Source organism: Bradyrhizobium sp. NDS-1 (assembly GCF_032918005.1).
Classification (GTDB): Bacteria; Pseudomonadota; Alphaproteobacteria; order Rhizobiales; family Xanthobacteraceae; genus Bradyrhizobium; species Bradyrhizobium tunisiense.
Map to the genome: position 1 here is coordinate 7054806 of NZ_CP136628.1, position 21312 is coordinate 7076117.

The 21312-nt window shown below is 64.2% G+C and carries 12 protein-coding genes and 1 pseudogene; 1 reads left to right on the forward strand and 12 read right to left on the reverse strand.

Annotated elements, in window-relative coordinates:
- Positions 1-162: 162 nt before the first annotated feature.
- The 10 genes and pseudogenes from RX330_RS32940 to RX330_RS32985 all read right to left on the reverse strand — a co-directional run bounded on the left by RX330_RS32940 (position 163) and on the right by RX330_RS32985 (position 11293).
- The gene (locus RX330_RS32940; RefSeq protein WP_317241252.1) at positions 163-1497 is read right to left on the reverse strand and encodes an HlyD family type I secretion periplasmic adaptor subunit; all 1335 of its coding nucleotides are present in this window, start codon (positions 1495-1497) and stop codon (positions 163-165) included.
- Entirely contained in the window at positions 1494-3242 is a 1749-nt protein-coding gene (locus RX330_RS32945) for a type I secretion system permease/ATPase (protein ID WP_317241253.1), read from the reverse strand. The genes RX330_RS32940 and RX330_RS32945 overlap by 4 nt, the downstream gene beginning before the upstream one ends.
- Before the next feature lie 256 nt (positions 3243-3498).
- Positions 3499-3767 (reverse strand): annotated as a pseudogene (locus RX330_RS32950) (GlsB/YeaQ/YmgE family stress response membrane protein).
- A gap of 168 nt (positions 3768-3935) precedes the next feature.
- Entirely contained in the window at positions 3936-4913 is a 978-nt protein-coding gene (locus RX330_RS32955; protein ID WP_212087635.1) for an ABC transporter ATP-binding protein, read from the reverse strand.
- A complete protein-coding gene (locus tag RX330_RS32960; RefSeq protein WP_317241254.1) occupies positions 4910-6325 on the reverse strand; it encodes an amidase in 1416 nt (471 codons plus the stop codon). Before RX330_RS32960 ends, RX330_RS32955 begins: the two co-directional genes overlap by 4 nt.
- Positions 6322-6519, reverse strand: a complete 198-nt coding sequence (locus tag RX330_RS32965) for a hypothetical protein (RefSeq protein WP_317241255.1) — start codon at positions 6517-6519, stop codon at positions 6322-6324. Before RX330_RS32965 ends, RX330_RS32960 begins: the two co-directional genes overlap by 4 nt.
- Positions 6516-7577: an ABC transporter ATP-binding protein gene (locus RX330_RS32970; RefSeq protein WP_212087631.1), complete on the reverse strand. Its 1062-nt coding sequence runs from the start codon at positions 7575-7577 to the stop codon at positions 6516-6518. The genes RX330_RS32965 and RX330_RS32970 overlap by 4 nt, the downstream gene beginning before the upstream one ends.
- 2 nt (positions 7578-7579) lie before the next feature.
- Entirely contained in the window at positions 7580-8482 is a 903-nt protein-coding gene (locus RX330_RS32975; protein ID WP_212087628.1) for an ABC transporter permease, read from the reverse strand.
- 4 nt (positions 8483-8486) lie between these two features.
- Positions 8487-9440 (reverse strand): ABC transporter permease, encoded by a 954-nt coding sequence (locus RX330_RS32980; RefSeq protein ID WP_212087627.1) that lies wholly within the window; start codon positions 9438-9440, stop codon positions 8487-8489.
- Positions 9441-9634: 194 nt separating this feature from the next.
- Positions 9635-11293 carry an ABC transporter substrate-binding protein gene (locus tag RX330_RS32985; RefSeq protein ID WP_212087626.1) on the reverse strand — a complete coding sequence of 553 codons (1659 nt, stop codon included), beginning with the start codon at positions 11291-11293 and terminating at the stop codon, positions 9635-9637.
- A 199-nt stretch (positions 11294-11492) separates the two neighbouring features.
- On the opposite strand from RX330_RS32985, the gene RX330_RS32990 reads away from it, so the two are divergent.
- Positions 11493-13088 carry an ABC transporter substrate-binding protein gene (locus tag RX330_RS32990; RefSeq protein ID WP_212087624.1) on the forward strand — a complete coding sequence of 532 codons (1596 nt, stop codon included), beginning with the start codon at positions 11493-11495 and terminating at the stop codon, positions 13086-13088.
- Positions 13089-13239: 151 nt separating this feature from the next.
- Here the strand turns inward: RX330_RS32990 and RX330_RS32995 are convergent, their stop codons facing one another.
- On the reverse strand, positions 13240-15471 hold the full coding sequence (locus RX330_RS32995) for an adenylate/guanylate cyclase domain-containing protein (RefSeq protein WP_317241256.1): 2232 nt from the start codon (positions 15469-15471) through the stop codon (positions 13240-13242).
- 76 nt (positions 15472-15547) lie between these two features.
- Entirely contained in the window at positions 15548-20761 is a 5214-nt protein-coding gene (locus tag RX330_RS33000; protein WP_317241257.1) for a VCBS domain-containing protein, read from the reverse strand.
- Positions 20762-21312: the final 551 nt, after the last annotated feature.

Below are 21312 nucleotides of genomic sequence, written 5' to 3' on the forward strand. Positions count from 1 at the left end.
GCTGTCTGAGCTTCGAGTCGAACTATAGCAAAGAAGGCGGTGTCGTAGGATGGGTTAGCGCAGCATAACCCACCACTTCTGCTTCTGCTGACGCAGAAGCGGTGGGTTGCGGCTTCGCCTAACCCACCCTACGAGATCTCCGGAATCACGCGCTTTCGCGCGTCACTTCTCGCGGAACGCGCGCATCAGCTGGTCGTGCAGCGGCTTCATCAGATAGGACAGCATGGTGCGGTCGCCGGTCTGGACGAAGGCTTCCACGGGCATGCCGGGAATCATCTTGACGTCGCCGAGGCGGGCGATCTCCTCGGCCGGCATCGAGACGCGGATGGTGTAGTAGCTCTGACCGGTGCGCTGGTCGGTGGTGACGTCGGGCGAGACGCGGCTGACGAGGCCGTTGAGCTCCGGCGTGGTGCGCTGGTTGAAGGCAGAGAGGCGCAGCAGCGTCTTCTGGCCGATCTGGAGCTTGTCGATGTCCACCGGGTTGACCTTGGCTTCGACCTGGAGATCGTCGGCCTGCGGCACGATCAGCATCAACGCATCGCCGGCGGTGATGACGCCGCCGACGGTGTGCACCGTCGATTGCAGCACCATGCCGTCCTGCGGCGCGCGGATGTCGATGCGGCGAAGCTGGTCTTCGGCGGCGACCTTGCGCTCGATCAGCTCGCCGATCTTGTCGTTGGTCTCGCGCAGGTCCTTGGAGACTTCGCTCACCACGTCCTTGTCGACCTGGATGATCTGCAGCTCGGTCTCGGTGATCTTGCCCTTGGCCTGGGCGCGCGCGGCGATGTACTGCGCGCGCTCACCGTTAAGGCGGGCCGAGTCGCGTTCGAGCTGGGTCAGGCGCGAGATCTGCACCAGGCGCTTGTCGTAAAGCTCCCGCACGCCGGTGAGCTCGTTCTGCACCAGCGCGATCTCCTGGTCCTTGGCCTTCTCCTGGGCGCTGAGGCCGGAGATTTCCTCGTTGAGCTGCGTGATGCGCTCGCGTAGCTGGGCCTTCTGTCCGGTGCGGCCGTTGACACGGACGTCGAACAGCTTGGTTTCGGCGGAAAGCAGCAGCTTGACGTCAGGATCGACGGCGCGATCGAGCAGGGCCTGCGGAAATTCGATTCTGTCCACACCGCGCTGCTCGGCCTGCAACCGCGCCGCGCGCGCCTGCGCGGCGTCGAGATTCTTGGTGACGATGGCAAGGTTCGCCTTGGTGACGGTGTCGTCGAGCCGAACCACGATGTCGCCGGCCTTGACCCGGTCGCCGTCGCGGGCGCGCACCTCGCCGACCACGCCGCCGGTCGGGTGCTGCACCTTCTTGACGTTGGATTCGACCACGATCTGCCCCGGCGCGATCAGCGCGCCCGAGATCAGCACCGTGGACGCCCAGCCGCCGAGACCGACGACCAGGACCAGCACGATCACGAGGCCGAGGATCAGGTGAAACTTGATGGATTCGCGCACGGTCCTCTTCGCGGCAGGCTTCGGGCCGCCGATGGCCATCGTGCTCATGGCTTGGCCACTCCGCCTTCGCTGACGATCTTGATCGGTGCGGGCGGCGACACGCGCGGCTGCAGCACCTGGGCGAGCACCTGCTCTTTCGGGCCGAACGCCTGCATGCGTCCGTCGCGCAGCACCAGGATCTGGTCGACCGCCTCGACGCCGATCGGGCGGTGCGCCACCACGACGACGATGGCGCCACGCTCGCGCGCGGCACGGACGGCGCGGGTCAGCGCCTCATCGCCTTCGGTGTCGAGATTGGAGTTGGGCTCGTCGAGCACGATCAGGAAGGGGTTGCCATAGAGCGCACGCGCCAGCGCCACGCGCTGCGCCTGGCCTGCGGAAAGCGCAGCGCCCTGCTCGCCGACTTGCGTGTTGTAGCCCTCGCGCATCTTGATGATCATCTCGTGCACGCCGGCTTCTTTCGCCGCCGCGATGATGGCGTCGGAGGTCGCCTCGGGATCGAACCGGCTGATGTTCTGCGCGATGGTGCCGCCGAACAATTCGACGTCCTGCGGCAGATAGCCGATGTGCCGGCCGAGCATGTCGGACGACCATTGATCGAGCGCCGCACCGTCGAGCCGCACCTTGCCGCGCACCGGCTGCCAGACCCCGACCAGCGCGCGAATCAACGACGACTTGCCGGAGCCGCTCGGGCCGATCACGCCGAGACCGTTGCCCGCCACGAGCGCGAAGGTGATGTCCTGCACGATGAGGCGTTGATCCCCGGGCGGCACCATGGCGATGCCTTCGACCGAGAGCCGGCTGGTGGGCGCCTGCAACTGCGTCGGCATCGTCTGGGCCGGCATCTGCTCCAACAGGCGGGTGAGGCGATGCCAGCTCTGGCGTGCCGCGACGAAGGATTTCCAGTGCGCGATGGCGAGATCGACCGGTGCAAGCGCGCGGGCGGAGAGGATCGAGCCGGCGATGATGATGCCGGCGGTCGCCTCCTGGTGAATGACGAGATAGGCACCGACCGCGAGCACGGCCGATTGCAGCATCATGCGGAGCACCTTTGCGACCGCGCCCAGACCGCCAGCGACATCGCTCGCACGCTGATTGCCGGCAAGGTATTTTTCGTTGGCCTCGCTCCAGCGCGCGTTCATCCGGCCGGCCATGCCCATCGACACCATGACCTCCGCGTTGCGGCGGCTGGCCTGAGCGATATCGTTGCGCTGCGCGGCAAGTCCCATCGCCTCCTTCGCCGGCTGGCGGGACATGAATTCGGTGACCAGCGTCAGGCCGACCAGGATGATGGCGCCGATCAATGCGGTGACGCCGATCATGACGTGGAAGGCGAAGCAGATGGCGAGATAGAGCGGCAGCCAGGGCAGATCGAAGAACGCGCTCGGACCCATGCTGCCGAGGAAGGAGCGGACATTGTCGAGATCACGCAGCGGCTGGAGCCCTTCGTTGCGGCTGCCGACCAGCAGCGGCAGGCGCACGATGGTGTCGAACACGCGCTTGTTGAGGGCTTCGTCCAGCGCGGTGCCGATCCGTCCGAGGATCCGGTTGCGGATCATGTCGAGCAGGCCCTGCGCCATGTAGAGGAAGCTGGCGAGGATGATGAGGCCGACGAGGGTGGGGATGCTGCGGCTCGGCAGCACCCGGTCGTAGACCTCCAGCATGAAGATCGACCCGGTCAGATAGAGCAGGTTGATCATGCAGCTCATCAAGCCGACGCCGACGAACGCCGTGCGACAAGCGCGCATGGCGTCACCGAGCTCTGAACGGCGGGCGCCAGGGATGGCTGCCATCAGTCTGATCTCTTTCCGGTGAGAGGCAAAGCCCCTGATTTCAAAGGCGAAATCAGGAGTACTTGACTCGGATTAATATGGCGTTTTCCGCCTGTCCAACGCGGCCGACCTAATCCAGGCCTTCATGAGCCACATCTACCCTTGGTGGCCTCACGCGCAAGTCCGGATTTTCACAGGCTTGCGGCTTTTTCTTGCGGTCTTTCAGGCTCTTCCCGGAAAACCAGAGCGCGAAAGTTCCGATCCGTCGGGGCGCGGGCTAGAACCGACCCCCGCCACGCACCAGCCGCACCACCAGCAGCAGGATGACCGCGCCGATGGCGGAATAGACGATCTCCGACACGAGGCCGGTGCCAAGACGAATGCCGAGCTTCGGAAACAGGAAGCTCGCCACCAGCGCGCCGGCGATGCCGACACGATATCGCCGATGATGCCGAACCCGGTCCCGCGCACCACCTTGCCGGCGAGCCAGCCGGCCACCAGGCCGACGAACAGGATGACAAGCAGGCGTTCGTTAGAAATGTGCATAAGTGAGGTCCCTCTCCGTGAACCGCGCCATGGAACGGGAACCGGAATGAATGCGGAGTGAATGCTGTTCCCCGGGGCCGGTTGAGGCCGGAAAGAGGAAAAGTCGAAAAACAACCCCATGCACAGTAGCCAAGTCGGTGTTGTCGCAGAGAAATTTCGAAGGGCGTATTACGGCATCGCGGCCGCCTGCTCCGCCAGCACACATCGCGCCGCCCGGCCCGGCCCGACCTCCACATTTGCAGGCAATTGCTCCAGGCAACGAGGCTGGGCCGCCGCGCAGCGGGGAGCGAAGGAGCAGTTGTGGGGCTGTTCGGCCAGCGAGGGCGGCGTGCCGGGAATGGTTTCGAGGCGCTGCCCGCGCTTGGCGCCGTGGACGGTCGAGGCAAGCAGGCCCTTGGCGTAGGGGTGCACCGGGCTGCGGACGATGTCGCGCAAGCTGCCCTGCTCCACGATCTGGCCGGCATACATCACCGCAACCCGGTCGCAGATCTCGATGGCGACGCCGATGTCGTGGGTGACGAAGATGACGGACATGCCGAACTCGCGCTGCAGCTCGCGCAGCAGCAACAGGATCTGGATCTGCACGGTGGCATCGAGCGCCGTGGTCGGCTCGTCCGCGAGCAGGATCTTGGGCCGGCAGGCCAGCGCCAGCGCAATCATCGCGCGCTGGCGCATGCCGCCGGACATCTCGTGCGGATAGGCGTCCAGCCGGCGCTTGGCCGAGGGAATGCGCACGACCTCGAGCATCTCGAGCGCCCGCGCCCTGCCCTCCGCATGAGATTTTCCTTCGTGCCGCACCACGCTTTCAGCGATCTGCGCCCCGATGGTGTAGACCGGGTCGAGTGCCAGTGCCGGCTCCTGGAAGATCATCGAGACGGTCTGGCCGCGGAACGACGACAGCTCCTCGTCGTTCATGGCGAGCACATCGCGGCCCATCACGTTGACCCTGCCCGAGATCTGCGTGCGCTTCTTCGGCAATAGCCGCATCAACGCACGCAATGTCACGCTCTTGCCGGAGCCGGACTCGCCGAGCAGGCCCAGCACCTCGCTGGTTCCGAGCGAGAGGCTGAGATCGTTCACGGCATAGACCGTGCGCTCGCCGGTGAAGCGGATGTTGAGGCCTGAGATCTCGACGAGGTTGGTCATGACGGCAGTTTCGGCAATCGATCGTGATAGTCGGTGACGCGCTGGAAGGCGGCGCCGATGGTGAGCAGGGTCGCCTCGTCGAAGGAACGGCCGATCAGTTGCATGCCGACCGGCAGGCCGCTTCTGGTGAAGCCGGACGGTACGGTGAGCGACGGCAGGCCGAGATAGTTCACCGGGCGGGTGAACAACGTCAGGCGCTGCACCATGGCCGGCGCGTTCGGTCCGCCGCCGACATCGCTCTCCTCGATGGTCGGCGCAGGCACCGGCGAGGCCGGTGCGATGATCGCGTCGACGCCGGCGGTGGCTGCGTTGTGCGCGGCGAGTGCCGGACCGCGCCAGCGCATCGCCTCGAGATAGGTGATGGCGGGAACGGCGAGGCCGTTCTGAAGCCGCATCAGCACCTGCGGGCCATAATCCTGCGGACGCTCGATCATCCAGCGCTTGTGGAAGGCGGCAGCTTCCGCGGCGAGCACGAGCTGGCTCGCCGCGGACAATTGCCGCTGGTCCGGCAGCTCGACCTTGACGATGTCGGCGCCCTCGCGCTTGAGCACCGCGATGGTCTCGTCCAGCACGCGCGCGACCTCGCTGTCGAGATCGTCGACATAGAAGGCGGCGGGCACGCCGATCTTGAGACCCTTCAGCGAGCCCTTGGTCGCGGCGACATAGTCCGACAGCGGCTCGTGGCTGCATGTCGAATCGGCGGGGTCTGGGCCGGCCATCAAGGCCAGCAGCAGCGCGCAATCCTCGGCGGTCCGTGCGAGCGGACCGACCGTGTCGAGCGATTGCGACAGCGGCATTGCGCCGGCGCGGCTGACGCGGCCCACGGTCGTCTTGAGGCCGGTGACGCCGCAGAAATGCGCGGGCATGCGGATCGATCCGCCGGTGTCCGAGCCAAGCGCCGCATAGGTCAAACGCGCGGCAACCGCCGAACCCGAGCCCGACGAGGAACCGCCGGTAATGTGGGCGACGTTCCAGGGATTGCGCACCGGACCATAATGGGCGTTATGGCCGGTCGGGCCGTAGGCGAACTCCGCCAGATGCAGCGTGCCGAGGCGCACCTGCCCGGCGTCCTTCAGCCGCTGCAAGGCGGTGGAGGTCACGGTCGGCACGAAGTCACGGCGGATCAACGAGCCGCAGGTCGAAACCTTGCCGGCATCGTAATACATGTCCTTGTGCGCGAGCGGCACGCCATGCAAGGGACCGCGGACATTGCCCTTGGCGAGCTCGGAATCGGCAGCTTCGGCCGCCTTCAATGCTGCCTCGGCCTCGACCGACATGAAGGCGTTGAGATGCGGCTGCCACTGCGCGATGCGGTGCAGCAGCGCGCGCGTCGCCTCATGCGAGGATACCTGCTTCATCGCGATCGCGCGCGCGACCTCGGTGAGCGTCATCAATGCAGGCTCAGTGCTCATTTCGAGACCTTCTGCGTCTGCGCGAGCACATAGCCGGCGGGCTCGAGGTCGAACGACAGCGTGCCGGCGATGGCCTCGAAGCCTTCGAAGGCGGGCCCGATGGAATTGGAGATGCGCGTTGCGATCTCATCATCCACGGGGACGCCTGCGGTGTGCGCGATGGGCTTGATCTCTTTCGGTGTGGGTCTCGTCATGCGGTCTTCTCCCTGGGCGCGCGGCTATGGCCTGAGCCCGGTATCGCCATGTAGCACGCGGCCTCGTGGCCCATTTTATCCAGAGCTGTGAGCTTTGGTGTCGCATTTGCGCAGAGCGGCTCCGCAAACGGGCAGCGCGTGTGGAAGCGGCAGCCCGAGGGCGGATCGATCGGATTGGGCGGATCGCCCGTGATCGGCGGCGTCTCGGTGCGCCTGTCGGGATCGGAGGACGGCATCGCGGCCAGCAGCGCGCGCGTGTAGGGATGCGCAGGCCGATCCCAGACCTGGTCGACCGGGCCGAGCTCGACGACCTCGCCGAGATACATCACCAGCACGCGGTCCGAAATGTAGCGGACCACGTTGAGGTCGTGGCTAATGAACAGGTAGGTCAACCCGAACTCGCGCTTGAGGTCGGCGAGCAGATTGAGCACCTGCGCCTCGACGGATTTGTCAAGCGCGGAGACGGCCTCATCCAGGATCACCAGCCTTGGCGACAATGCCAGCGCGCGCGCGATGTTGACCCGCTGGCGCTGGCCGCCGGAGATCTCGTGCGGATAACGGCTCGCGAAGTTCTCCGGGCGCAGGCCGACCTTGCCGAGCAGCTCGCGCGCGAGGGCGCGCGCCGCGCCGTCGGCCATGCCGTGGACCTTGGGGCCGAAGGCGATCGATTCCTCGATTGTCAGGCGCGGATTGAGCGAGGCGTAGGAATCCTGGAACACCATCTGCATGCCGCGGCGCAGCTCGCGCAGCGACAGCGACTGTCCGACGGTCATGCCGTCATAGATGATGTCGCCAGTATCGCGCGGCATCAGATGCATCAGCAGCCGCGCCGTGGTCGACTTGCCGCAGCCGGACTCGCCGACGATGCCGACGGTCTCGCCCTTGGCGACAGTGAAGGAGACATCGTCGACGGCGCGCACGGTACGCTTGGCGGCGAACAGCCCGCCGCGCACGGGAAAATGCTTGGTCAGCCCGTTGACCTGAAGCAGCGGCTGCGCCACGCCACCGACGTCCTCGACCTGCTCCAGCATTTCGACGGATGCGCTGTTCTCGCTCATGGCTAGTTCCTGATGTCCATGGCGCTGCGCAGGCCGTCCGAGAGCAGGTTGAAGCAGATCGAGACCGCGAAGATCATCGCGCCCGGCAATGCTGCGACCCAGGGATTGACGTAGATCGCGGTTCGCAAGGTGTTCAGCATCAGTCCCCATTCCGGCTCGGGCGGCTTGGTGCCGAGACCGAGGAAGGAAAGACCGGCGGCGAGGATCATCGAAACCGAAATGAGACTGGTCGCATAGACGAAGATCGACCCCAGCACATTGCCGAGGATGTGCACGCGCATGATTGTGAAGGGCCCTGCGCCAGAGGCACGCGCGGCCTCGACGAAGTCCATGTTGCGCACGCCCGTGGTGACGCTCTCGGCGACGCGGGTGATCTGCGGCACGAACACGACCGTCAGCGACACGATGGAATTGAGGATGCCGGCCCCCAGCGCGCCGGAGATCGCAATCGCCAGCAACACGGAAGGAAAAGCGTAGAACACGTCGATCGTGCGCATGATCGCGGTGTTGAGCTTGCCGCCAACATAGCCGGCAACGAGACCGAGCGAGGTGCCGATGCAGAAGGCGAGGATCACGGGCAGGATGCCGATGACCAGCGACAGCCGTCCGCCATAGATCAGGCGCGCCAGCATGTCGCGGCCGAGTTCGTCCGTCCCGAGCGGGTAGCCCGCTGTGCCGATGTGGCGCAGGCGGCGGATCATCGATCCCTTGTAGGGATCCTCCAGACCCAGCCATGGCGCGAGGATCGCGGAGAGGACGATCAACAGCAGCACCACCGCGCAGGCCATGCTGACCTTGTCGCGCCTGATGCGGCGGCCGACGGTCGCCCAATATCCGCGCGCCCTGGTGGCGGGCGCGACCTGCAGCGCGGAATCGGCGGTCGCAGACAATGGAAGCTCGCTCATTCCGCTAGCCCCGCTTGATTCGCGGATCGATCGCGGCTTGCGCGATGTCGACCAGGAGATTGAGGAAGACGAAGAACAGCGCCAGGATCAGGATCGTGCCCTGCAGCAGCGGCAGATCGCGCTGGAAGATCGCCGAATTGAGCAGGAAGCCCGATCCCGGCCAGGAGAACACGGTCTCGATCAGGATCGAGCCGCCGAGCATATAGCCGAGCTGAAGTCCCATCACCGCGAGCGCCGTGGGCGCGGCGTTCTTGATGACGTGGCGGAAGACGCCGCGCTCATGGAGGCCTTTTGCGCGCAAGGCCTCGACGAAGTCCTGGCTGAGGATGTCGCCGGTGAGCGCGCGCACGGTGCGGGTGACGATGCCCATGGGGATCACCGACGTCGTGATCGCCGGCAGCACCAGATATTTCAGATGCGCCCAGTCCCAGGCCCAGGAGTTGGAGCCGTTCGGCCCGGCGCCGACCGCGGGCAGCCAGTTCAGCTGCACCGAGAAGATGATGACCAGCACCATGCCGAGCCAGTAATGCGGCACCGACACGCCGGCGATGGCGAAGGAGGTCGCGATCTTGTCGATCCAGGTTTCGCGGAAATAGCCGGCGATCAGGCCGAGCAGGATGCCCATGGTGAAGCCAATGATCGCGGCGGCGATCGCCAGCGTGACGGTGTTGCCGACGGCGCGCATAACCTCGGCGAGCACGGGGCGGCCGGTGGCGATGGAATTGCCGAGATCGCCATGAAGGGCCCGGAGCAACCATAGCCCGAACTGCACCGGCAGCGGGCGATCGAAGCCATAGGCGGTACGCAGTTGCGCGGCAAGCTCCTGCGAGGCGTCGGCCGGCAGCACCGCCACAAGCGGATCGCCCGGCGTGATGTGCACGAGCAGGAAGCACACCAGCGCCACGCTGATGACGATCGGAACGACATAGACAATGCGTCTGGCGATATAGGCGAGCACGTTGTTTCTTCTTCTTCCCTTCCCCCCTTGTGGGAGAAGGTGGCGCGAAGCGCCGGATGAGGGTTCTATCCGCGGAGAGAGTCGTTACGAACGCGAGAGGGTTATCTGCGGAGAGAGACCCCTCACCCGGCTTCGCTTTCGCGAAGCCACCCTCTCCCACGAGGGGAGAGGGTGCACTGAGCCTATGGCACGCACTACTGCGCGATCGACACCGGCGAGAAGTCGATGAACCAGCTCTTCGGCTGCACGACGCCCGTCACCTTGGGGCTCATGGCGCGGGGGCCGACGTCGTGGGCAACGTAGAGGAACGCCGCGTCGTCGACCGAGGCCGCGTGCAGCTCGGCGAGCGCGGCATCACGCGCGGCGGGATCGAAGGTTTGGCGAGCCTTCTTCACCAGCTCGTCGAACTTGGGGTCGTTGATGAAGCCCCAATTGTTCGAGACCGGCGGAGCCATACCCGATTGCAGGAAGCGCACCAGCGCGAAGAACGGGTCCATCGCCGCATAGGTGACGTTGGTCGCGTTCGAGCCGTTGGCCGAGGGGTCCTTGGCGCCGCGGCGCCAGTTGGTGAACAGCGTATTCCATTCGATGACGTCGAGCTTCACGTCAAAATAGCAGTCGGCGAGCGCCTGCTGGAGATATTCGTTCATCGCCAATGGCTGCATCTGTCCCGAGCCCGACGCCGAGGTCTGGGTCTTGACCGTCAGCTTCTTGCTCGGACCGAATCCGGCCTCCTGCATCAGCTTTTGCGCAGCCGCCTTGTCATACTTGATCTGGAAGCTCGGCTTGCCGCGCCAGGGATGGCCGGGCTCGAAAGTGCCGGTCGCGGGCACCATCAACCCGGCGAGCAGACCGTCCCTGAGGCCTTCGCGATCGATGCAGAGGTTCGCCGCCTTGCGCACGCGAATATCGTTCCAGGGCGAACCCTCGACGCGCGAGAACTGCCAGGGCCAGACATGCGGCTGCTCGTTGGCGTAGAGCTTGAAGCCGCGCTGCTTCAATTCGGGCAACGCATCCGGCGCGGGCGCCTCGACCCAATCGACCTGCCCGGAGAGCAGCGCCGCGGTGCGCGCGTTTGCCTCCGGCATCGGCAAGAGCACCATCTTGTCGACCTTGGGCACGCGATCCTTGTTCCAGTAGGCCGCATTCTTCACCAGCTCGAGCCGCTCGCGCGGCGTGAAGCTCGCCATTTTCCACGGACCGGTGCCCGCTGCGTCCTTGGCAAACGCAGTCCATGCGGCCTGCGATTTCGCCTTGGCATCAGCGCCTTCGGCCTTGTCATAGAAGTGCTGCCACTTCGCAGGACTCGCCATGAAGAGGTTGGTGAGGTTGATCGGCAGGAAGCTGTCGGGCTCCTTGGTGGTGAGCTCGACGGTCATGTCGTCGATCTTCTTGGCGGAGGCCAGCGTCGGCATGCGCGAGGCCGTGACGCCGACCTGGCTGGCGTCGAATTGCGGCGCATCCTGCTTCAGCACCTTCTCGACGTTCCACACCACGGCGTCCGCATTGAAGGGCGAGCCGTCGTGGAAAGTCACGCCGGGGCGCAGCTTGAAGACCCATTTGGTCTTGTCGGCATCATCGACCTTCCACTCGGTGGCAAGGCCAGGGATCACCACGCTCGCCTTGTCGGCGGAGGACAAATCCCAGCCGGTGAGCGCGTCATACATGGTAAGGCCGGTGAAGCGGTTGCCCTCAAAGCCCTGATCCGGCTGGCCCAGCGTGCGTGGAATATCGGCAGCGGTCATGCCGATACGCAGCACAGTCTGGGCGCTGACCGCACGCGGCCATGCAGCGGCAGTCGTTAGCGCGAGCACCGCGATCAATGCCGCGCGTGTAGTCTTCTTGGTAAGCATCGCCTTAATCCTTTTCCGGCTTCGATGACTATTTTTGATGCAATCGTATGCAATGGCTATGCCAAAGAGAAACTTATTCTGTCATTTGTCACTGCGACGACAAGTCCTTGTGGCCCGCGCGCGGTTAAGTGCATCACGCTGCCTATTCTGGCATCAAGATTGCAGGTCAGGCTCCGAAATTCGTTGGGAGCTTTGGGCCATGCGTCTTCGTTTATCGACCTGTCTCGCCGTGCTTGCGCTGGCGTCGTTCGCACTCTCGGCGCGCGCCGAAACGGTGGTGCGCTACGGCATCTCGATGGCGGATATCCCGCTGACGACGGGGCAGCCCGATCGCGGTGCCGGCGCCTATCAGTTCACGGCGTACACGATCTACGATCCCCTGGTGGCCTGGGAGATGGACGTCAGCGACCGTCCCGGCAAGCTGGTGCCGGGGCTCGCGACCGAGTGGAAGGTCGATGACACCGACAAGACCAAATGGCGCTTCACGCTTCGCAAGGGCGTCAAGTTTCACGACGGCAGCGAGTTCAACGCCGATGCGGTGATCTGGAATCTGGACAAGGTGCTCAACGACAAGGCGCCGCAATTCGACAAGCGGCAGAGCGCGCAGGTCAAGACCCGCCTGCCCTCCGTTGCAAGCTACGCCAAGATCGACGACTTCACGGTGGAGATCACGACCAAGACGGTCGATTCCTTCTTCCCCTACCAGATGCTGTGGTTCCTGGTCTCGAGCCCCGCGCAATATGAGAAGCTGGGCAAGGATTGGGACAAGTTCGCGAGCCAGCCCTCCGGCACCGGGCCGTTCAAATTGACAAAACTGGTGCCGCGCGAGCTCGCCGAGCTCAGCAGGAATCCGGATTATTGGAACAAGAAACGCATCCCAAAGGCCGACAAGATCGTGCTGGTGCCGATGCCGGAAGCGCTGACACGCACCAATGCGCTGCTCGCGGGGCAGGTCGACCTGATCGAGACGCCGGCACCGGATGCCGTGCCGCAGCTCAAGGCCGCGGGCATGAAGCTCGTCGACAACGTCACGCCCCATGTCTGGAATTATCATCTCAGCGTGCTGCCGGGCTCGCCCTGGACCGATATCCGCCTGCGCAAGGCGCTGAACCTCGCAATTGATCGCGATGCGGTGGTCGGCTTGATGAATGGCCTCGCAAAGCCCGCGAAGGGCCAGGTCGACCCGTCGAGCCCATGGTTCGGCAAGCCGGGCTTCGAGCTCAAATATGATCTGGCCGCGGCGAAGAAGCTGGTCGAGGAGGCCGGCTATTCCAAGGCGAAGCCGCTGAAGGCCACCTTCATCATCGCGCAAGGCGGCACCGGCCAGATGCTGTCGCTGCCGATGAATGAATTCCTGCAGCAGAGTTTCAAGGAGATCGGTATCGACATCGACTTCAAGGTGGTCGAGCTCGAGACGCTCTACACGCACTGGCGCAAGGGCGCGGCCGACGAGATGAACGCCGGCATCACCGCCAACAACATCGCCTATGTCACGTCAGATCCGCTCTACGCCATCGTCCGCTTCTTCCACTCGGGCCAGATCGCGCCCGTCGGCGTCAATTGGGGCGGCTACAAGAACCCGAAGGTCGACGCGCTGATCGACGAGGCCAAGCAGACGTTCGATTCCGTCAAGCAGGACGCGCTGCTGGCGCAGGCGCATGCCCTGATCGTGGACGATGCCACGCTGGTGTGGGTCGTCCACGACACCAATCCGCACGCGCTGTCGCCGAAGATCAAGCAGTTCGTGCAGGCGCAGCACTGGTTTCAGGATCTGACGACGATCGGGATGGAGTGAGAGCGGCAACGCCGGACATCGCTGCGGTAGCCAACCATCACCTTCGTCCCGGGCAAGCGGCAGCGCAGACCCGGGACCCATAACCAGAGGCAGTCCCTGCGTTCGGGACGGCAGCGCATATGTGGCTGCCTTCAAACCACATCTGACTCCACTACTTCGTCAGCAGCGCATACGCTCCGGTCCAGCCCTCGGCCGGTGGATTGATCTGGAACTCCTTGATGCGGGCCTCGTAGAGCCTGAACAGCTTTTCCAGCGTGTCGGCATCTTCGCTGCGACGGCCGCGTTCGATCGCATCCAGCGCACCCTGCCAGTCGCGGCCACGGTAGCAGCCGAGCATCTCGATGGTGATGTTGCGCAGGCGCTGGAAGGCGGCCGAATGCATCACGTCCTCGCGACCGGCGATGGCATAGATCACCTCCGGCTCGGTCTTGCCCTTCACCATGATGAAGTCGAGCTCGAGGATCGCGAATTTATCCTTGACGGCAAGCGCGGTCCTGGAGCCCACGATGATGGGAAAGCCGTATTCCTTCGACTGGCCTTCCAGACGCGAAGCGAGGTTCACGCTGTCGCCGAGCACCGAATAGTTCTTCTTCAGGTCGGAGCCCATATTGCCGACGACGCCGATGCCGGTGTTGAGGCCGATGCCGACATTGAGCGGAATGTAGACATGGCCGCCCTCGGCGGCCTCCTCCTCGCGCTCCTTGTTGACCGCGTCGATCTGCTCGAGCATCCGGATCGCGGCCTCGCAGGCATTGACCTCATGTTCGGCATCGTCGAGCGGCGCGTTCCAGAACGCCATGATGGCGTCGCCCATGTACTTGTCGATATACCCCTTCCGGTCGATGATCACGTCGGTCAGCGGCGTCAGGAAGCGATTCATCAGCGCGATCAGGCCTTGCGGGTCGTGCTTGTAGCTTTCCGAGATCGTCGTGAAGCCGCGCACGTCGGAGAACATGATCGTCATCTCGCGCTCCTCGCCGCCGAGCACGAGCTTTTCCGGCGACTGCGCCAGCTGCTCGACCAGGACCGGCGACATGTACTGCGCGAACATGCCGCGGATCTGCACGCGCTGGCGCTGCTCGCGCACGAAGCTGGCGAAGATCAGGGTCAGATAGATCGCGGTGGTCGAGAGCAGCGGATAGGTGAAGTCGATGAGGTAGCGATGCTGCGCGTAGAAGAACCAGGACACGCCGACCAGGATGGCGGCAAAGGCAGCGCCAGCGAGCACCAGGCGCACCGGTCCGAGATTCGGCGTGAAGATGATGACCAGCAGGCCGATGATCAACGCCGCGATCAGCTCGACACCGAGCGCATAGTTCGGCTGCGAAATGACCGCCTTGCTCAGCACGCTTTCGAGCACCTGAGCGTGGATCTCGACCCCCGGCATGGCCCGGGACACCGGCGTGGTCTTGATGTCGTTCAACCCGCCGGCGGAGGTGCCGACCAGCACCAGCTTGCCGGCGATCTTGGCGGCCGGTACGATGTTGTCGATGACATCGACGGCCGAGACATAGATCGAGGGATCGCGGCGGGCATAGTGGACCCAGAGCTGGCCGTTCCGGTCGGTCGGGATTTCCACGCCCTTGAGGCGGACGCCCTTGAGGCCGGTCTTGTCGGTCCTCACAAGCAGCGTCGGCGTGCCGGTCGCAACGCGCAGGATCTCGAGGCTGAGCGAGGGCATGATGTTGCCCTGGGCGAGCATGATCATCGGCACGCGGCGAATCAATCCATCGCGCTCGGTCCTGATCGAGAACAGGCCGCGGCCGGCCGCGGCCTTCTCGATGACCGGCACGTTGCGCAACAAGCCGGGGAATTCGAACAGGAACCGTTCGGCCCCCTCCTCGCCGACGGTCGCGACGCCGGTGAACGGAAGTGACTTGTCCAGCTCGGACAGGACCTCGGGCAGCCCGGTCTCGCCCAGCACCACGCGCGAGCGCTTGATCGCGTCGGCGAGGATCTGGTCGTTGCTCGGCAGTTCGCGGAGCTTGGCGCGGGTCGCCTCGTCCAGCGAGCGCATCTGGCCCGCGACCAGATCCGGATTGAGACGGTCGGCCTCCGAGAACACCACGTCGAAACCGATCACGACCGCGCCGTGATTGGTCAGGTTCTGGATCATATCCGCGATCCGCGTCCGCGGCCACGGCCATTGCCCGAGCCTGGCGAGGCTCTTGTCGTCGATGTCGACGATGGTGACCGGCCGCGCCGCCTTCTGGCGGGGGTCGATCAGCTGGAACATGTCGAAGGTGCGCAGCCGCAATTCCTGGATCGGCGGCGGATCCCAGAGGCGCGCGCCGGCAAACAGGACCAGCAGCGCAAGGCACATCAGCCGCGCAAGGCCGAACTTGCGCGCAAACCACCGCCGCAGGATTTTGAGCCGTTTCATGATGGATGGATATCACGCTTTTGCGGCGGGCGGCAGCGCGGATCGGCTGAGCAGTCGTTCACGTATCAAGCGGCCATCAGGCGTGGAGTATGTCGTTCGTCTGAAGGCTGCTGACGCCCTTGAGGACCACCGTGTTTGCCGCATCAATCGTGATCAGGGTGTCCTCCGTCCCGGACGGGGCCACATGCTGATTCATCCACGCCGCGATGTCACTGATCGGCCCCAAGGCCGACAGGTCGATGTGATCCGTGCCAGACGTGAAGTCCAGGATCACATCGTGGTTCGAATTGGCAGCGAACACGAACTGATCCTGATAGCCGGTCCCGAACAGCACGTCCTTACCGTTGGTGCTGGCGAGGGTCACCGGGCCTTGTTCGGACAGATTGAAGATCAGGTTGACCGTATCGCTCACGCCGTGGCCGTCGGTGACGGTGATCGCGACCTTGTCCGTCGCAGGCGCGGTCGGGCCCGGATCGGTGTAGGTCAGCGTCTGCAGCGCCGAATTGACGTTATCGAGCGTATCGGAAGTCGATGCTGGGTCCACACTGGTTTGTGAATCTGCCACCGCCGTGAGCGCGAAGGTTTCGTCGGCGAGCGCGTCGGCATCGCTGACCGAGAGGCCGTGAACGAAGACCTGATCACCCTCCTGGGTCACGCTGATCTCAGCGATGTTGATCACGGGCGCATAGGTCGTTTCGTTCGCGCCCGTCACGTCCACCGTGAGCGTGGCCGTGCCGGTCGCGCCATGAGCGTCTGTGGTTTGGATGGTGAACGTATCGACATACGATCCGTCCGCCAGCGCGTTGATCGCCGTCGCGCTGGGAACGTAACTGTAGCTGCCGTTAGGGTTGACCGTCAGCGAGCCGTAGTGCCCGGCTAGCGTCGTCACCGCATGGTGGTCCGCATCCAGAATGGCATAGGACAGCGTTGCCGTCTCGCCGCTGTCGTCGTCGGTTCCGGACAAGAGGCCAGTGAGCTCGGGGAAGGTGTCGGCCGCAGCGGTATCCGCGAGCGTGCCGATGTTGGCATCGGCGAGCGCCGGCGCGTCGTTCGTGCCGGCGATGTTGATGGTGACGACTGCACTCGCACCCATATCGTACCCGTCATCCGGAACGATCGTGTATTGCAGCGACAGCGTCTGCCCGGCGGCGAGGAAATCCAAGGCCTGGCTGCCCGAGCTGAATTGCCAGGCGAACTGGGCGTGCGTCGCCGTGCCGTTGAGAACGGCGCCAGCCGGGACAGAGAGATAATTCAACAGGGTCTCGTGCGACAGCCCGCCGACGCCGGCGGCTTGCGGCGCGCCGTTGAGCGAGACCTGCACCTGGCTGACCGACACCGTGACGTGATCGGTGGCGTCGACGTCGGAGACCGCCAGCACTCCACGCGAGAGCTGGCCGGCATTGGTTTCGATGAGATCGGCGATGGCGCCGCCCGGCCCCGTGGTGCTGCTTCTCCAGTCCGCATCGCCATCGATTGCGAGGTTCTTGTCGGGGTCGACCGTATTGGAGGCCGCGCTTCCGCTGCCATCGCGAAGCTGATAGTACGCGGCCAGATCCGCCTCGTTGCCGGTGAGTGCTGTGAAGTCGATCGACTGGATCTGCGCCTGCGTGAGCGCCGTGGTCCAGACGCTGACGTCGGCGATCGAGCCGGTGAAGCCTTGGGCTGCGAAGCCAGGGGCGTACCTGTCGCTCGCCGCCCCGATCATCATGTAGGACGGCTCCTGGCCGTTCCCGAACGGGTTCACGTTCCCGCTGCCGGAATAGACGGCGTTGCCGTCGACGTAGAGCGTGAAAATGCCATCGTCGCGCGTGAGGGCGAGGTTGTGCCATTGCCCTGCCGACAGCGCGAAGCCGGTATCCTGGATCTCGACGCCTCCCTCGAGGATCTCGAGCTCCAGCTTGCCGGCGACGACCGTGCCGATGACGCCGAAGCCGGCGCTCGAGGTATTGCCGTTATAGAACAAGACCTGACCGTCGGGCGAAGCGTCTCCGTTCCAATTCACCCAGCCGTCCAGCGTCACGTCATCGGTGGCGACCGTCGGCACCTCGCCGACCGCAATCGTCTCGCCGTCGAAGTTCATGTAGTCCGATGTCACATAGGAGACGGCGGGCTCATCGTTGGTGCCGGTGATGGTGACGGTGACGTCCTGCGAGACTTGAGCGCCGTGATTGTCGGTGAAGGTGACGGTGTAGACTTGGGTGATGGTCTGGCCTTCGGCCAGCGACTGCAGCACCGGATTGCTGTTGTCCAACGTGAACTGCCAGTTCAGCGTCGCACCGTTGCTGGTGTCGGCATTGGACTCGGACACCGAACCGATCGAGAAGGTGCCGATATGCGAACCTGTCTCGAAGCCTGGCAGAGCCGAGCTGATCGACGACGACTTGAATCCCGCCTGTGCCGTGTGCGTGTCGATCAGGTCGACGTCCTGGATCGCCAGCGTGCCGCTGGCCGTCAGAGTTGCGCCGGCATCCTCGGTGACGCCGCCCTCTGCCGCGCCTGCATTGCTCGCGATCGTCGGTGCGTCGTTGGCGCCGTTGATGGTAACCGTGACTGCCTGCGAGACTTGCGCACCGTGATCGTCGGTGAACGTGACGGTGTAGACCTGGGTGATGGTCTGGCCCTGCGCCAGCGACTGCAGCATCGCATTGCTGTTGTCGAGGCTGAAGTGCCAGCCCAGCGTGGCGCCGTTGTTGGTGTCCGTGCTGCATTCCAGCACCGACGGATCGATCGTGAAGGTACCGATGTTCGCGTTGGCACCGAACCCCGGCAGGGGCGAGCTGAGGGATGACGACGTGAACACCGCCTGTGCCGTATGGGTGTCGATCAGGTCCAGATCCTGGATCGCCAGCGTGCCGCCGATCGAGAGCGTCAGGCCGCTGTCCTCGGTGACGTCTCCCTTTGCTGCGTCCGCATCGCTCGTGATGGCCGGCGCGTCGTTGGTGCCGGTGATGATGACCGTGACGTCCCGGGTGACGATCCCACCGTGATGGTCGTCGACGGTCACGGTGTAGACTTGCGTGATGATCTGGCCCTCGGCCAGCGACTGTAGCACCGGATCGCTATTGTTGAGCGTGAAGGTCCAGCCTACCGACCCTCGTGTGCTGACACCAGGGTTCTCGCTCACCGCCGTTAGCGCAAAAGTGCCGATATGCGAGGTGCCGCTACCGAAGCCGGGCAGATGCGCGCTCGACGTCGTCGACTTCAAGACAAAGCTCGCGCTGTGCGTGTCCGTGAGGTCGGGATCATTGAAGGAAACGGTGCCGTTCGCCGTCAAGGTTGTCGCCGAATCCTCAGTGACCGCGCCGGTCGGCGTCGTCGAGTCTTCGACGATCGTCGGCAGGTCATTTGTGCCCTCGACATTGACGTCCGCGCCATCGATGGACACCGTCAACGGCGTGCTGACGACACCGCCGTGGCCGTCATCGACCTGTACCACGTAGTTGAGGATCAGCTTCTCGTCCTCGCCGAGGAAATCGAACAGATAGTCCGGAACGCTGTAGGTCCAGGTGGCCGAGCCGTTGTTGCCGTTTCCAGCGCCCTGAACCACGGTCAGCGGCACCTCGACGGCGGCGATCGCCGCGCGCTGCTCCGGCGTCAGCGTTGCGGTGATATCGTTGCCTTCGGCGTCGAGATATTTGAACGGCTGGGCGGACGAGAGCGCCGCACTCACGATCGGCCGGTCGGTCAGATCGACGTCGGTGAAGGTGACCGTGCCCGTGATGACGTCCAGCGCCTCGTTGCCGGTTCCGACCTGCTCGATGACGGTGCCGCCCGACGTCGCGACCGTGGGCTTGTCGTTCGTTCCCGTGACCGTGATGGTGATGGGAATGAACTTGCTCTCGGGGCTCACCGAGAAATTGGTGTCGACGCGGACCATGTAGGTCAGCGTCACCGTTTCGCCGGCGGCAAGGAAGTCGAAGACCTTGTCCGGGATCGTATAGGTCCAGACCGCCGAGCCGTTGTTGTTGTTGCCGGGGTCGGGGGCCACGCTGATCTGGATCTGCGTCGCCGCGATATTCTGCTTCTGGAGCGCGCTGAGCGAGCCGGTGACGTCCTGCTGGCCGGCATTCTTGTAGACGTAGTTCGGCGCCTCGGCGAGGCTGATGCTCACCGTTGGGCGGTCGCCGAGGTTCTGATCGACGAAGGTGATCCGACCGGAGACCGTGTCGGGCTGCGCGTCACCCGTCGTGTCGGCGCGCTCGGTCAGCGCGAACGCCGTCTTCACGTTACCGCTCGAATCGAGGCTTTGCACCAGCGGCTGGCCGGGCATACGGGTGACGATCGGCGTGGAAGTGCCGGGACTGTCCTGTCCCTGCGGATTGAGGTTGACGAATGTCGCGGTCACGATGGCGCCGGCCGCCGACTTCAACAACACTTCCTGGTAGATCGGCGTGAGCGTATCGGTGAAGTTCGTGGTCAGCTTGGTGTTGGTGTTGTTGTCGGTGAACTTCAGCGTGAACACGTCGGTGATCAGCTTCTGCACGTCCGGCGACATCAGTGCATTGGAGATCGAGACGTTGCCGCCGCTGATCTGGATCATCTGGCCGGCCTGGTTGACCGTCGCGATCGGCAGCAGCGTGACCTTGTCGAACAGGATGTAGGAGCCCGTCGTGCCGTTCGGCTCGACCAGCACCTGGAAACTCGCCTGCGGCTGCGGATCGCCGCCGCCGGCGGGAACGACGAAGTTGATCTGGGTCAGCACGGCGGTGCCGCGGATGCCCATGGTCGCGACCGGCGTGTCGATCTTCATGTCGCCGTGCTTGGCGGTCTCGCCGGCGACGAAGGTGATGGTGCCGGCAACCAGGCTCAGCAGCGAGGAATTGCTCGACCCGTTCGGGTCGTAGACCATCTCATTCAGCACCATCCGCGCGTTGGAGGACAGGCCGAACACGGTGCCGTCGATGAAGGTGATGCCGAGCGTCGAGTCGGCGCCGGTCGAGACCACGTCGCCTTTTTCGACGTTGTCGCCGTTGTTCAGGATGACCGAGACGCCGTTGCGGATCGCGGTCGCGCTGCCCACGAGCTTGGTGACGTGGCCGATGACCTGGGCCGCGGCCGCGCCGGGCGCGGCTTGCGCAACCTGGACATGGCCCGTGAGCGCGTTGACGACGTCGCCGGTGAGGTGGGCGCCGTCGGGCGAGGCAAGCGCGGCGCGCTTGTCGCCCCTGAAATAATCGTGAACGACGAACTCGTGCCCCTCGTGGGACAGCACCAGATCGAGACCCGTGCGCTTGAACTCGCCGTTGAAGATCAGATTGGGATCGGGAACAACGAACGCGCCCTCGGGCACGTGCCCCTGCGCCTTTGCCGTAAAGGAATCGACATGGGTCCCCAAAGGCGAACGGGAACCTTGGCCGTCCAAAGAAATCGCGGCGTCAAATTGGCCAGCGTAGTTCAACCGGGCACCGTAAAAAGGGTTAAAATTTAAGTAAGTATCGACTGCCTAAGCTTGCATAGCATTAGCTAGTCCTTAGCGATACCACCTATTGCTTGTGTGATTTCGCATCACTTTGCCCCAGAAGGCGGCACGGGTCAGATCACTTCCAGCCAGGCTGAAGTAATCGCTCGGATATTTTGAAGTCGAATTCAGCCTGTTTCCACGCATTTCCAGTCATCCCAAGTATCCTTTCGTATAGTCGTGGAGCAGATACTTGTGTCATCTTCCCTTCGCGGGGTCCCGCAGCATCCTGCGGCAAATACGGAGTTAAATCTGTGACCTAACTAACAGAACCCCATGAAATAGGGGGTCGTTAGCCATGGAACGCAGATTCGACAGTCCTACAACCTGTGTCTGTATTACTTCCCTTTCGCAGCAACAGGACCTCCTAGCCTCCGAATCGT

Excerpts from the sequence above, each read along its gene's own strand:
- RX330_RS32990 (WP_212087624.1), top strand. The coding sequence starts at position 11,493 with ATGCGTCTTCGTTTATCGACCTGTCTCGCCGTGCTTGCGCTGGCGTCG.
- RX330_RS32960 (WP_317241254.1), bottom strand. The coding sequence starts at position 6,325 with ATGAGCACTGAGCCTGCATTGATGACGCTCACCGAGGTCGCGCGCGCG.
- RX330_RS32985 (WP_212087626.1), bottom strand. The coding sequence starts at position 11,293 with ATGCTTACCAAGAAGACTACACGCGCGGCATTGATCGCGGTGCTCGCG.
- RX330_RS32945 (WP_317241253.1), bottom strand. The coding sequence starts at position 3,242 with ATGGCAGCCATCCCTGGCGCCCGCCGTTCAGAGCTCGGTGACGCCATG.
- RX330_RS32970 (WP_212087631.1), bottom strand. The coding sequence starts at position 7,577 with ATGAGCGAGAACAGCGCATCCGTCGAAATGCTGGAGCAGGTCGAGGAC.
- RX330_RS32995 (WP_317241256.1), bottom strand. The coding sequence starts at position 15,471 with ATGAAACGGCTCAAAATCCTGCGGCGGTGGTTTGCGCGCAAGTTCGGC.
- RX330_RS32975 (WP_212087628.1), bottom strand. The coding sequence starts at position 8,482 with ATGAGCGAGCTTCCATTGTCTGCGACCGCCGATTCCGCGCTGCAGGTC.
- RX330_RS32965 (WP_317241255.1), bottom strand. The coding sequence starts at position 6,519 with ATGACGAGACCCACACCGAAAGAGATCAAGCCCATCGCGCACACCGCA.
- RX330_RS32955 (WP_212087635.1), bottom strand. The coding sequence starts at position 4,913 with ATGACCAACCTCGTCGAGATCTCAGGCCTCAACATCCGCTTCACCGGC.
- RX330_RS32940 (WP_317241252.1), bottom strand. The coding sequence starts at position 1,497 with ATGAGCACGATGGCCATCGGCGGCCCGAAGCCTGCCGCGAAGAGGACC.